General features: G+C 37.4%; 14 protein-coding genes. 2 read left to right on the top strand and 12 right to left on the bottom strand.

Annotation, left to right across the window (positions count from 1 at the left end; all coding sequences use genetic code 11):
- Window positions 1-56: 56 nt before the first annotated feature.
- The 11 genes from rpsB to yfmF all read right to left on the bottom strand — a co-directional run bounded on the left by rpsB (window position 57) and on the right by yfmF (window position 10091).
- Window positions 57-839: a 30S ribosomal protein S2 gene (rpsB, locus tag QM857_RS07315; protein ID WP_004250981.1), complete on the bottom strand. Its 783-nt coding sequence runs from the start codon at window positions 837-839 to the stop codon at window positions 57-59.
- Window positions 840-1062: 223 nt separating this feature from the next.
- Window positions 1063-2265: a peptidoglycan hydrolase PcsB gene (gene pcsB / locus QM857_RS07310; protein ID WP_414275534.1), complete on the bottom strand. Its 1203-nt coding sequence runs from the start codon at window positions 2263-2265 to the stop codon at window positions 1063-1065.
- Window positions 2266-2357: 92 nt separating this feature from the next.
- Window positions 2358-2852, bottom strand: coding sequence for a rod shape-determining protein MreD (gene mreD / locus QM857_RS07305; RefSeq protein ID WP_414275533.1), 495 nt, complete (start codon window positions 2850-2852; stop codon window positions 2358-2360).
- A complete protein-coding gene (gene mreC / locus QM857_RS07300) occupies window positions 2849-3670 on the bottom strand; it encodes a rod shape-determining protein MreC (protein WP_004250973.1) in 822 nt (273 codons plus the stop codon). Before mreC ends, mreD begins: the two co-directional genes overlap by 4 nt.
- Window positions 3671-3701: 31 nt before the next feature.
- Window positions 3702-4496 carry an energy-coupling factor transporter transmembrane component T family protein gene (locus QM857_RS07295; RefSeq protein WP_004250971.1) on the bottom strand — a complete coding sequence of 265 codons (795 nt, stop codon included), beginning with the start codon at window positions 4494-4496 and terminating at the stop codon, window positions 3702-3704.
- On the bottom strand, window positions 4489-5328 hold the full coding sequence (locus QM857_RS07290) for an energy-coupling factor transporter ATPase (RefSeq protein WP_414275532.1): 840 nt from the start codon (window positions 5326-5328) through the stop codon (window positions 4489-4491). Before QM857_RS07290 ends, QM857_RS07295 begins: the two co-directional genes overlap by 8 nt.
- The gene (locus QM857_RS07285) at window positions 5313-6140 is read right to left on the bottom strand and encodes an energy-coupling factor ABC transporter ATP-binding protein (RefSeq protein ID WP_414275531.1); all 828 of its coding nucleotides are present in this window, start codon (window positions 6138-6140) and stop codon (window positions 5313-5315) included. Before QM857_RS07285 ends, QM857_RS07290 begins: the two co-directional genes overlap by 16 nt.
- A 2-nt stretch (window positions 6141-6142) precedes the next feature.
- Entirely contained in the window at window positions 6143-6682 is a 540-nt protein-coding gene (gene pgsA, locus QM857_RS07280; protein ID WP_004250966.1) for a CDP-diacylglycerol--glycerol-3-phosphate 3-phosphatidyltransferase, read from the bottom strand.
- A gap of 11 nt (window positions 6683-6693) precedes the next feature.
- Entirely contained in the window at window positions 6694-7521 is an 828-nt protein-coding gene (gene rodZ, locus QM857_RS07275; protein ID WP_414275530.1) for a cytoskeleton protein RodZ, read from the bottom strand.
- 42 nt (window positions 7522-7563) lie between these two features.
- Entirely contained in the window at window positions 7564-8844 is a 1281-nt protein-coding gene (yfmH, locus tag QM857_RS07270; protein ID WP_414275529.1) for an EF-P 5-aminopentanol modification-associated protein YfmH, read from the bottom strand.
- Window positions 8841-10091 carry an EF-P 5-aminopentanol modification-associated protein YfmF gene (gene yfmF / locus QM857_RS07265; protein WP_414275528.1) on the bottom strand — a complete coding sequence of 417 codons (1251 nt, stop codon included), beginning with the start codon at window positions 10089-10091 and terminating at the stop codon, window positions 8841-8843. The genes yfmH and yfmF overlap by 4 nt, the downstream gene beginning before the upstream one ends.
- A gap of 159 nt (window positions 10092-10250) precedes the next feature.
- Here yfmF and yaaA point away from each other — a divergent pair, with 159 nt between their 5' ends.
- On the top strand, window positions 10251-10619 hold the full coding sequence (gene yaaA / locus QM857_RS07260; RefSeq protein ID WP_414275526.1) for a S4 domain-containing protein YaaA: 369 nt from the start codon (window positions 10251-10253) through the stop codon (window positions 10617-10619).
- A 2-nt stretch (window positions 10620-10621) separates the two neighbouring features.
- Complete coding sequence (recF, locus tag QM857_RS07255; RefSeq protein WP_414275525.1) at window positions 10622-11713, top strand: DNA replication/repair protein RecF; 1092 nt, start codon at window positions 10622-10624, stop codon at window positions 11711-11713.
- Between the two features lie 54 nt (window positions 11714-11767).
- Here the strand turns inward: recF and guaB are convergent, their stop codons facing one another.
- Window positions 11768-13246, bottom strand: a complete 1479-nt coding sequence (gene guaB / locus QM857_RS07250) for an IMP dehydrogenase (protein WP_368910438.1) — start codon at window positions 13244-13246, stop codon at window positions 11768-11770.
- Window positions 13247-13282: the final 36 nt, after the last annotated feature.

Here is a 13282-nt window from a genome sequence, read left to right as displayed (position 1 = left end):
AAAATAGGAGAGCCGGGCTAAGCCCCGCCCTCCTAGGTAATGATTACTTATTTGAATTAAGCGTTGTCGCCTTCTACAACTTCAACGATTTCTTCGATTGAGTCTGCTTGAGCTTCTGAAGCTGCAAATTCTGCTTCAACTGCTGCTACAGCATCTTCACCTTGGCGACCTTCGATGATAGCGTCTGCCAATTTAGCTGTGATCAACTTAACTGCGCGGATAGCGTCATCGTTAGCTGGGATGATTACATCGATATCATCTGGATCAGTGTTTGTGTCAACCATCGCTACAACTGGGATACCCAATTTTTTAGCTTCTTTAACAGCGATTTGCTCTTTATGTGGGTCAACTACGTACATTACATCTGGAATGCGAGGCATGTCTTCGATACCACCCAAGAATTTTTCAAGACGAGCGCGTTGTTTGTTAAGAAGTGCAACTTCTTTTTTAGGAAGAACGTCGAAGATTCCTTCTTCTTCCATGCGTTTGATTTCTTTCAAACGAGCGATACGTTTTTGGATTGTTCCCCAGTTAGTAAGGGTACCACCCAACCAACGGTGGTTGATGTAGTATTGACCTGAACGTTCTGCTTCTTCTTTAACAGCGTCAGCAGCTTGTTTCTTAGTACCAACAAACAATACAACTGCATCGTTAGCTGCTGCATCACGCATAAAGTCGTATGCTTGGTCAGCGTATTTTACAGTTTGTTGCAAGTCGATAACGTGGATTCCGTTACGCTCAGTGAAGATGTACTTAGCCATCTTAGGGTTCCAGCGACGAGTTTGGTGACCAAAGTGTACACCAGCCTCAAGAAGTTGTTTCATTGAAATTACTGCCATGAGTATTTCTCCTTTTTTGTTTTTTCCTCTTCTTGATTTCAACTTGCAAAACAACCCAAAGGCAACAGTTTCACAATTCATCAAGAATGAGTATTATCGTTCACACGACAAGTTTCATTCTACCACAATTTCTCAATATTATCAAGCTATTTTGATAGTTTTTTAGCAGAACGTCACAATTTAAAGACAAGAAAAGAGACTCGGAAAGAGTCTCAATTTTTCATTAGTTTGGATAGATGTAAGTAACATAACCTTCAGAAGTTGTAGTTGGGTTGAACCATCCACGTTTGTTACTGATTGTACGATCTCCACCGTAATTAGATTCTGATACTTGGATACTTGATGATGATGAAACAGCTGTAACAACCGCTACGTGTCCATAGCCACCATCATTCCAACATGCAATCGCACCAACTTGTGGTTGAGAACCAGTACGGAAACCTGCTGCAGCTGCACTTGTTGCCCACTGCGCTCCGTTACCCCAGTAATCTCCAGCCCAAGGTGCCAATGTTTTAGCTCCCCATGTACATTCACCTGTTGGATAACTTGAAGCGTTTGTACTATATGTAGGACGTTGGCTTACAGGAGTTACTGCAGGTGTGTAGCTTGAATCATCGTCTGATGATGAGCTTGAAGTTGCTTGTACTTGTGCTGCAAAGGTTGTATTTGCTGAAGCAGCAACTGTTTGTTGTTGACTTGTTTGTTTCGCTTTGTATGCTGCTTCTGCTTCAGCTGCTGCCTTAGCTTCTGCTTCAGCTGCTGCTTTTTGCTCTAATAAAGTAGCTTTTTCACTTTCTGCGGTAGCTTTTTCTGCTGCAAGATTCAACTCAGCGGCTTTCAATTCTGCCTGTTTTGTTGTCAAGGCTTGAGCGTCATCAGCAAGTGTTTGTTGGTTGGCAATAACTGTGTTGATTGCATCATTGTTTGCAACTTGTTTTTCAGAGATAGCTTTTTTATCTTCTTTTTGTTGTTGCAACATTTTATTATTTGCTGAGACAATTTCACTCATAGCTGCTACACGAGAAATAGCTTCTGTGATTGAGTTAGAGTTAATAATTGTATTAATGTAGCTTGTAGCAGTTCCGTTAGTTTGTGCACTACGAGCTTGGTTTTCAAGCGATTCATTACGAGCTACGATATTTTTTGAAAGCTCTGTGATTTCACCTTCAAGTTTTTTAGACTCTTCTTGAAGTTTTTCATTCTCAGCTTGCAACTTTTCTTGTTCCGTTTGAATAGCTGTTACTTGAGTTTGAATCTCATCAACTTGTTTTTGAGCTTCCTTTTGTTGTGTTGTCAATTCACTGATTTTGCTATCTTGAGCAGCAATTTTTTCATCTGTTGTATTGGCTTGGACACTTGAAAGTACAGCTCCTTGTGAAACTAATACTGTACTTAATAAGAGTGATGCTAGAATTTTTTTCTTCATAGTGTAAATACTCCTTCTTTAAAAAGACAATACTAGTATATCAAAAAAAGGCCTAATAAATATTACGCCTTTATTACAGTTTTGTTTCTTTCTCATAGATATATTTTTTCAAAAATATATTGGAAAACTAACATCCATATAAAATTCAATATCATAGTAGGACCCAGACTATAAACTATAAAAACAGGTAGATTCTCGGCTGTTAGTCCAACCGCCTCTACCAACATAAAACTGCCAAACTCAAATATAAAAGTCATCATTAAAACGGCAAGTACTCGAGTCCATCTATTTGACAAAATAACTGAGTTGCTTTTATACACTATTGCTCCAATAATTACAAATAGTAGACTAGCTATTCCAATCAAATGGAAGAAATAAATATCGTATACAAGTCCTACAACTAGGCAATAAGCTAAAAACAGATACTCAGATACTTCTATCGTTTCAAATAATAAGAAGATAAAAATAAAGTGGCTAACAATTTGTATATGTGGGAAAAAACTATTTACAAACTGCCCTAAATGGCTATCAATCAAGATAATCAAGGGCAATAGTACAAACATTCCTATCTGCTTAAAAAGTCTCATGATGGATTCCCCACTAACTCTACAACCTTAAGGTTCATTGGATCCGCATGCAATTTAACCATGACTTCTCTTGTTAGATAGTCCGTACTATGTGTCACTGATACGACTTCTCCTACAGGGATATCTGTAGCATTAAAATTTCCCAAACCTCCAGTTACCACTTTGTCTCCCTGACTAATGTCGCTATTGCTATTTAATTGACTAATTTTTAGAAGATCCTTTTCCTTATCATAACCAATGATGATACCATAAATGCTACTAGAACCATGCTGGATTTTAACAGAAATCTTCTCTGTATTTTCAGCATTTGTTAATAAATTGACTATGGTTGAGCTATCCTCTACTTTTTCAACGCTTCCAACCAACCCTCCACCAGAAACAACGAGCATACTAGTTGTTACACCTTGTTGGGAACCAACATTAATTGTTAGTTCTTGTTTCCAAGCCGCAGGAGTTCTAATGATGACATCTGCAGCAATTAGTTTGGTCGCGTTTAATTTTGACTTCATGTCTAACAATTGACGTAATTGTTCATTTTCTTCCTTCAGACTGTCTGCTTCATTTGTTTCTTTTTCCATTTGATAGAGTTCTTTTTTAAGAGTCTCATTCTCATTATAAGCTCTCGTCAAATTTCCTAAATCTGACTTTGTAGATTCTAACCATTGAAATGGTTTCTGTACAATTCTATCTATCAGAGAAATGCCATCTCCAGCTTTTGTCACAACTGTACTTGATTGTGTCGTCACTAAAAAAACAGAAACTACTAGTATAACGACAAATAGAACAATGATATATTTTGATTTTTTAAAACGATTCATACCTCTACCCTATCTCATTCTATATTTCACTTTAGGATTTCAACAAAAATAGAATACCACCCAAGACACAAATAAGTAATAGAGCTACACTATCTTTATTCATCCATTTCAACTGTCGATATTGACTACGTCCATTCCCACCTTGATACCCTCTAGCTTCCATAGCTGTAGCAAGAGAATCTGCTCGTTTCAAACTTGTAGCGAATAAAGGAATCAAAATAGGTATCATAGCCTTAACTTTTTGGATTACATTTCCTTCTCCAAAATCTACACCACGCGCCTTTTGAGCGTTCATAATGCGAATCGTATCATCCATTAAGGTTGGTACAAAACGTAAACTCATAGACAACATAAGCCCGATTTCATGAACAGGAACCTTAAATCTTTTCAAGGGTCCAAGCAAGGATTCAACCGCTGTAGCCAAGCTTAATGGCATGGTTGTCAAGGTAAGCAAAGTTGAGAAAAAGATAATCAACACAAATCGGCAAAAAATGATTCCCGCCTGCTCAATGCCATGACTCGTGATTTTAATAAACCCCATCTCGAATAGGACTTGACCACCAGAAATAAAGAAAAGTTGAAAAAGTGTTGTAAAGGCGATCAGAAAAAACATAGACCGCAAACCTTTTATGAAAAAAGATAAGGGAACTCCTGATAAAGCTACAAAAATGCCAGTTGCAACGAAAAGGATCAAATTTGTTATTGGATTATTGGCCCAAAAAACAATCAAAATTAATAAAATCATCGCTACTAACTTACTACGAGGATCCAAACGATGAACAATCGAATTTCCTGGTATGTAACGACCTAAAATCATGTTATCCATTGATGAACTCCTTAAACTCCTCTATCGTTATCGGCAATTGTTTAAAAGAAACTCCTCGTTCAGCTAGCCTTTGAGCAAATCTTGTGATTTTTGGAACACCTAATTGGATTTCTTCCATGAATTCGACATTTTGAAAAACAAGACTTGGGTTCCCACTCTTGACCAACTTTCCTTTTTCCATCACATAAACTTGGTCAGCAAATTCGGCCACGTCATCCATCAGATGAGTCACTAAAACAATCGTGATTCCTTCCTGATGAAGTTTTTTAAACAAGGCCATTAACTCTTTTCGACCAATTGGATCCAAACCAGCTGTTGGCTCATCTAAGACCAAAATGCTAGGCTCCATCGCCAAAATACCAGCAATCGCAACCCTTCTCATTTGTCCGCCTGAAAGTTCAAACGGGCTTCGTTCAAAGAGTGACTCATCAATTCCTACTAAAGCTAGTTTTTCACGCGCAATAGCTTCTGCCTCTTCTACAGAAACTCCAAAATTTTGAGGTCCAAAAGCCACATCTTTTAAGACTGTCTCCTCAAAGATTTGATTTTCTGCAAACTGAAATACCAACCCAACTTGTTTGCGAATTTGACGAATTTGCTTATTAACTGATGTTGGTGTAATCAATGTATCAAAAACACGAACACTTCCCTCCGTAGGAACTAGCAGCCCATTCAAAAGCTGCAAAATTGTGGATTTCCCACTTCCTGTATGCCCAATAATTGCTGTATAAGATCCATCCTCTATTGACAAATTAACATCGGACAAGGCAGCTGAGGCAAAGGGTGTTCCTTCCTGATACGTATAACTCACATTGTCTAGAATAATTCCCATAAAGCCTCCTCGAGCTCCTCTTCGGTCAGGTAGTGCTCTGGTAATTTCAAGCCACTAGTACGTAGCGATTCTTTTAATTGGTTGACAAAGGGTTGATCTAAACCAATTTGATCTAAATCTGACCTAGAGAATAATTCTCTAGGAGTGCTTGTTGACTCGACCTCTCCTTTTTTCATCACCAAAACACGGTCACTCATGGCCACCTCATCTAAATCATGCGTAATGGAGATCACTGTCATTTGGTGATCTTGACGAATCTTTTGGACGATCTTAATCAACTCAAGTCGTCCCTCTGGATCCAACATGCTTGTAGCTTCATCCAAAATTAAAATGTCTGGTTGCAGAGCAACAACTCCTGCGATAGCCACTCTCTGTTTTTGGCCACCTGACAAGCGAGCTGGTTCCTTTTTAGAAAATTCAGCCATCCCAACTAATGACAGAGCTTCAGAAACTCGCTTCTTCATCTCTTCAAGTGGAATCCCTTGATTTTCAAGCCCAAAAGCAACGTCATCTTCTACGGTTGCCCCCACGAATTGGTTATCAGGATTTTGAAATACCATACCAATCTTACGTCTTTTTTCCCAGACGTTTTCCGGAGTTAGGCAATCACCGTCTATCCAAATTTCTCCAGATTCCGCTTCTAGCAAACCGTCAATCAAGCGAACAGTTGTTGATTTTCCACTACCATTATGACCAACGATAGACAACCATTCTCCACGTTTCACGTGAAACGAAGTGTTATGAACATCATAGTGTTCTTGATCTGTCTGATATCGAAATGACAGATTCTTAATTTCAATAATCGATTCCATATCTAGCGAAAGGTTCCTTTAAACAAATACGCGCTTCCCTTGAAGTAATCATAACCAGAATAAACTGTAAAGAACAAAGCGATATAAAGAGTTATCTGACCAAGTAAATTCCAATGAAATAACAAGAAGATAATCGCAAACATCTGGCTAAATGTTTTTATTTTTCCTGGCATTGCTGCAGCTAAAACAGTTCCACCAGTTTCAACTAAGAGTAGGCGCAACCCAGTAACAGCAAGTTCTCGGCAAATGATTACAGCTACTACCCAAGCAGGAGCCATATTTAAACCTACTAGCATGATAAAGGCCGACATAACTAACAACTTATCTGCCATTGGATCTGCGAATTTCCCAAAATTGCTAACTACTTGCCATTTTCTTGCTAAATAGCCATCTAGATAGTCAGTGATACTGGCAATGGCAAAAATAATTGCTGCTATTTTATGTAACACAGGAGACTGTCCAAATGATAGAAGGAGAACAAAAATCGGAATAAATAAAATTCTACCAAGCGTAAGTATGTTAGGAATATTCTCTTTTTTCATGTTATCCTTCCTTAATTTGAACTTAATTTCAATGTAATCCAGCCAGTTTGACCAGTTAATTTCGAAGTATCAATTTCCTGATTATCGATCTTGATTTTCACGCCTTTGACAACGCCTAATGTGATAGTTACTGGAGAGCCTTTAGAAACTGTTGTTTTGGCCATCTTATTATTAGGCTCAAGAGTAGTTCCTCCAGCCAATTCAGTATCTGAAACACTAACCCAACTTGTTGCATCCGTTACAGATAGTTGAAGTTCGGCAGTATCTTTAGCAGTTTTATATTCTACCGATATAACATCTCCCTGACCAGAAACCGTCACAGTTGATGCGTCGCTCGAACTTGATGGGCTAGTGGTTTGATTGCTAGTTGTTGTTTCACTACTTGTTGCACTTGTTGTCGTAGTCACAACATTATAGTTAGCTGAAGTTGTTGCTGTCGGTTGTGTTTGAATGTAATTCCAAACATAATAAGAAACAAAAATTATAATAGATAAGGAGAAGAGAATAAAGTAAAACAGAGGGAGCAAGGAACGTTTCTTGCGATTAGAACGTCTACGACCTGATAGTTCTATCTCATCAACATCAACTTCCTCATAGGTAATCATACTCCCTGAATCATATGCGTCTAAAACAAGATTTTCATCCAACTCAACTGCCCAAGCATACTTCCTCAAAAAAGAACGTGTATAAAAAGGGCTTGGCAATTGGTCGAAATCATCTGATTCTAAAGCCTCAAGCAGATTCAGTTGAATGTCTGTCTTGCGCTGCAATTCCTCTAAACTCAAACCTTGATTAATTCTTGCTAAACGTAACACTTCACCAATTGTTTTTTTTCTCATACTTACCATGCCTTCTTTCTAGTTTATTTTATATTTCAATGGCTATAGTGGAAAAATTGTAAATTCAACTATTTCACTATTGTCGATAAAATGATGTCCTACCTCAAGAACATCATCCAAGGTCATTTCCTGTATAATCTTTGGTAAATCAAACAGGGTTGTTTCTTCAGAATGTGACTGATATTGGGTCGCAATAAACTCTAAAGAGTTCATACTATGGATAAATTCTCCATAAATTTCACTTTTGATCAAATCAAGATGTTCCTCTGATACATCCGAATCTGTAGCAAAATTCTTAATTGCCTTTCGGAATTGATGCGAAATAGCAACAGGTTCCTTTGTGTCCATTGTCAGCATCAAAAAGTTAAAACGTCGATTGATCTCAACTTCTAAAGATAATGAAGAATCTAATTTTCCAGTTTCATACAAACTCTGAAATCTTTTAGAGGTCCAACCAAACATCATCGTAAATAACGCTCTTAATAGAACGCTATATCGATAGCAGTCCTGATGCCCCATATCAGAATTCGTTCGAACTCCTATTGCTAATTTAGGTGATGCAACATCCCTACGAATGCTCTCAACCTTCTTTACAGGGTGTAAAGCGATTGGTTCTTTTGGATTTTGAACTATACAACCTCCAACATCCTTTTGCAAGAAATAATTCTGTATCAACTCTAAATCAAAATTTCCAACGAGGAAAATTTGGCTATTGACAGGAGTGTAAAATTCATCAAAATTGTCCCGTAGATCCTCTAAACTAATATCTTCTATCGAATCTTCAGTCCCAACAATATCTGAAGCTAGTGGAGTTTCCGGATATAGATTTGCCAGTGTTTTAAAGAACAAGCAAGAATCAGGATCATCCTGATACATTTCGCGTTCTTGTTGAATAATATCCTTTTCTCGTTCGACAGATTCTTCAGTAATGTTAAAGCTAGTAACAAGCTCGTCAAGCAATTCCAAACACTCAGCGACATTGTCAGAGGTTGAAAAAAGATAACTTGTATTTGTAAAGCTTGTAAAGGCGTTACTATCTGCACCTAATTTGGTAAATGCAGCCATGATATCTTCAGAATTTTCTCTTTCAAAAAGTTTATGTTCTAAAAAATGAGCAATCCCCTTAGGATATGTTTTCTTTTTACTATCTCTAGCTGTAAACTCAGTGTCAACTGAACCAACGTAGACAGTTACTACACCATAAACTTCGTTAAAATCATTTTTAGGAAGTAAAGAAACTGTCAATCCGTTTTCTAATTTTGCTTGATAAAGAGTTTCCTTTACAGCAGGATAATATTTCTCTTGAAAAGTAACTCTAGTCATTCTGCCCCTTCCATAAAATAGATAGCCTGCAATTTCAAACTAGATGCCGCCCTACAGATTTCATCCTTGTCAACTTGCTCTAGTCTCCCTATCAAAGTATCCAGGTCTAAAACCGATTTACCAAAAAAGAGGCTTAAGCATTCTCTATCTATAATCGAATCTTGATTATCCTGACTCAACAACATCGTCCTACGAATCATTTCCTTAGTTTGATTAACTTCAGCATCTGTAAATCTACCATTTTTGATAGCTAACAATTGATCATTCATCAATTTTCTTACCTTGTTTCGGTTTTGACGATTTATCCCAGCAAACAATCTTAAAAATCCACTAAAGAGATCCAAGTGACTAAAAACAGTGTAGGCCAACCCTTCCTTCTCCCTAACTTGGGTAAACAATTTAGAGTGCGGGTAAACTCCAAGCAAACCATTCACGAGAAGCAAGGCCATCTTTTGATCATCTCCATAACCAATTGTGCTATGATAACCCATTTCTAGAATAGACTGACCTAGGTTTTTCCTAGCAATTCCTTCTCTAAGAACATTTGAATAACCTTGCTGATATTGAATGTTTACAGTTTCTTTACGACCTGTCAAGTTAAATTTCTTCAGGCTTTCTAGAACTTCAATTTCATTAAAATCACCTAAAAAGAATAAATCAATTCTATCTTCTTTCAGCATTTTTTGAAAACTTGAATAGCAAGATTTAGAAGTCTCTTCAGAAATTCTGGCAATTAAATCTCTAGGAACTAACTGCATTGATTCTTCTTGGAAAAACAACTGATCCAATTCTTTATGGGCAAAAAAGAAAGGATCCTCTAATTCTGATTCTAGTCTCGCCAACAATTGTTTTTTTTCAATTTCAAAGGCATTGTTCTCAAATTCATCTTCATTTGACAATGGATTAAATATGACTTGATACAATAATTCTAAAACCTGAGCAGTTAATACGTTTTTCTTACTTAAAAATTCATCTCGAACATAAGTCAAACTCACGTCTACTAAGTGACTTTGTCCCCTTCTATAAGCATGAGTTGACAAATCTGCTCCATACAATGCTGCCAGATGTTTTCTAAGAACCTGGGCAGTTGGATAGCCTTTATTAGCAGTTTCAAGCATACTGGCACTTAGCATGCGACCAGAGATTAAATCCAGAGATAATGGAGCTGTGAAACGCATGGTTATTTTATTTGTCTTAAACTTTTTAGATTGGATAAAATGCACTGCAATTCCCGGGAATAGCTCCATCTTTTACCTCCTTTTACATAGAGTTCTATTATACCATGAAAATGAAAATTTTTCTTGTTCTCTTTGACTCTTTTGAAATTAAAATCGTTTTCACTCAACGGGTTTCTTCTCCGCTATTTTAAGCAAAATATGGTATAATACCAAAGATTGAGGTGAACTATGGAATACAAATTATTTGAAGAATTTATTACTCTCCAAGCTCTTTTGAAAGATCTTGGAATCATCCAAAGTGGAGGTGCTATTAAATCTTTTTTAGCGGACCATCTTGTATATTTTAATGGGGAATTAGAAAATCGTCGTGGCAAAAAAATTAGAATTGGTGATACTATTGACATTCCTGATTTAAAAACTCAAATTGTTTTAGTTCAACCAAATCCTGAAGAACTTGAGGAATTTAAACAAGATAAAATCGAGAAAGAGCGTGTAGCTAAACTTGTTAAAGAAATGAATAAAAAGGTTCAAAACAAACCAGACAAAAAGAACCAGACACCAAAAGCAAAAAGTGCACCACGTTTCCCAGGTAGGTAAATATGTGGCTGAAAAACTTATCCATTAAACAATTTCGTAACTATCGTAATACAGAAATTGATTTTAACCCAAAATTAAATGTATTTGTTGGCCGGAACGCTCAAGGAAAAACAAATCTTCTTGAAAGTATTTACTTTTTAGCTCTAACAAGAAGTCACAGAACAAAGACTGACAAAAATTTAATTCAATTTGAAGAAGAGCAACTACAAGTTTCTGGAATCTTGCAGAAAAAAACGGCAACTATACCACTTGAAATAGATCTCACACAAAAAGGTCGAATTACAAAAGTAAACCATTTAAAGCAAGCTCGTCTTTCTGATTATATCGGACATATGAACGTTGTCTTATTTGCCCCAGAAGATTTACAGCTTGTCAAAGGTGCTCCAGCCATTCGACGTAAATTCATTGACATGGAGTTGGGGCAAATCAAACCAATATACTTGTCAGACCTGTCAAGTTATAACCACATCCTTAAACAGAGAAATAGCTATCTAAAATCTACACAAAACATAGATGAGACTTTCCTATCTGTTCTTGATGACCAACTAGTAGAATATGGCTGTCGTGTAATGATTCATCGAGCTGACTTTATCCAGAAAATGGAACTCTTTGGCAAGAAAAAACATTTTGACATCTCAGGTCAGTTAGAAGAACTGTCAATCCGTTATCAACCTTCTGTAAACTTTGTTGACAAGGAACATTTGGCTGAATCTTTCCATATAGCGCTTCAAAAAAGTAGAACCAGAGATTTATTTAAGAAGAATACTGGAGTTGGTCCTCATCGGGATGATATGATTTTCATGATTAATGGAATGGAAGCAAGTTTCGGAAGTCAAGGGCAACATCGTAGCTTGGTGCTTTCTATAAAACTTGCTGAAATCGAATTGATGGAGAGCATTACCAAAGAATCTCCCATTCTTTTGCTTGACGATGTCATGAGTGAACTTGACAATACTCGTCAACTTAAATTATTGGAAACTATTTCTCATAACATTCAAACTTTTATTACAACTACTAGTTTAGACCATCTTCAAAACTTACCTGATAACTTGAGCGTCTTTACAGTAGATAATGGTCAATTGACTGTAAATTAAACTTTACATCTTTGTAAAATAAAAAAATCTCCCGTTTAACAGGAGATTTTTTTATTACATTGAATAGTTTGGTGCTTCATTAGTGATTTGCACATCGTGTGGATGGCTTTCTTTTAGACCCGCACCTGACATTTCGATAAACTGAGCATTATCATGTAATTCTTTTAAGTTAGCAGCACCACAGTAACCCATACCAGAACGAATACCACCAATCATTTGGAAAACAATATCAGCTGCTGCACCTTTATAAGCAACACGACCTTCGATTCCTTCTGGAACTAGTTTGTTTGCTTCATTGACAGAACCTTGGAAGTAACGGTCGCTTGAACCCTTCTTCATAGCAGCGATTGAACCCATACCGCGGTATGTCTTGAACTTACGCCCTTGGAATATCTCAGTTTCACCTGGAGCTTCATCTGTTCCTGCAAACATTGATCCGAGCATCACTGCGTTTCCTCCAGCAGCAAGGGCTTTTACAATATCTCCAGAATATTTGATTCCACCATCAGCGATAATTGTTTTACCATATTCACGAGCAACTGCTGCTGCATCGTAAATTGCTGTTACCTGGGGAACTCCTACACCAGCAATAACACGAGTTGTACAGATTGAACCTGGGCCAATACCGACTTTAACAACGTCAACACCTGCATCATAAAGAGCACGCGCACCTTCAGCAGTAGCGATGTTCCCAGCAATCAGTGTACGGTCTGGGAAATGAGCACGAATTTCAGCGATTTTACGAAGTACACCCGCTGAGTGACCATGGGCAGTATCGATAACAATAGCATCAGCTCCTGCTTCAAAGAGGGCTTCTGCACGTTCAAATGTGTCAGAAGTAACTCCTACCGCACCAGCAACTAGAAGACGACCGAATTCATCTTTTGCCGCATTTGGGAACTCAATCACTTTTTCAATATCTTTAATGGTGATTAAACCAGAAAGACGACCCTCTTCGTCAACTAGAGGTAGTTTTTCAATACGGTGTTCTTGAAGAATACTCTCAGCAGTTTTTAAATCTGTACCAACCGGAGCAGTAACTAGGTTTTCACTAGTCATGTGTTTTGAAATTGGTTGGTTGTAGTCAGAAATGAAACGCAGATCTCGGTTGGTCAAAATACCAACTAACTTACGGTTTTCTAGAGTTTCAACCACTGGGACACCACTGATACGGTAACGGCCCATGAGTTCATCTGCTTCAGCAATTGTATGTTCAGGAGTCAAGAAGAATGGATCAATGATAACACCATTTTCAGAACGTTTTACCTTACGAACTTCATCTGCCTGTTGTTCGATAGACATATTTTTATGGATAACTCCAAGTCCACCTGCACGCGCGATTGCAATGGCCATTTGGCTTTCTGTTACAGTATCCATTGCAGCTGTAATAATTGGGATATTTAAAGTCAAATTATCTGCTAATTTTGTTGTTAAATCCGCATCATTAGGCAACACATGACTCTCTGCTGGAATTAGCAATACATCATCAAAGGTAAAACCTTTTTTCAAAAATTTAGTGTCCCAATTAGACATTGAAGTTTCCTCTTTTCTTTCTTTATTGAGCTAAAC

The organism is Streptococcus infantis (assembly GCF_047463315.1).
Taxonomy (GTDB): Bacteria; Bacillota; Bacilli; order Lactobacillales; family Streptococcaceae; genus Streptococcus; species Streptococcus infantis_AB.
Note: the sequence above shows the minus strand (reverse complement) of the source record. Positions and strands in the feature narration are given on the sequence as shown.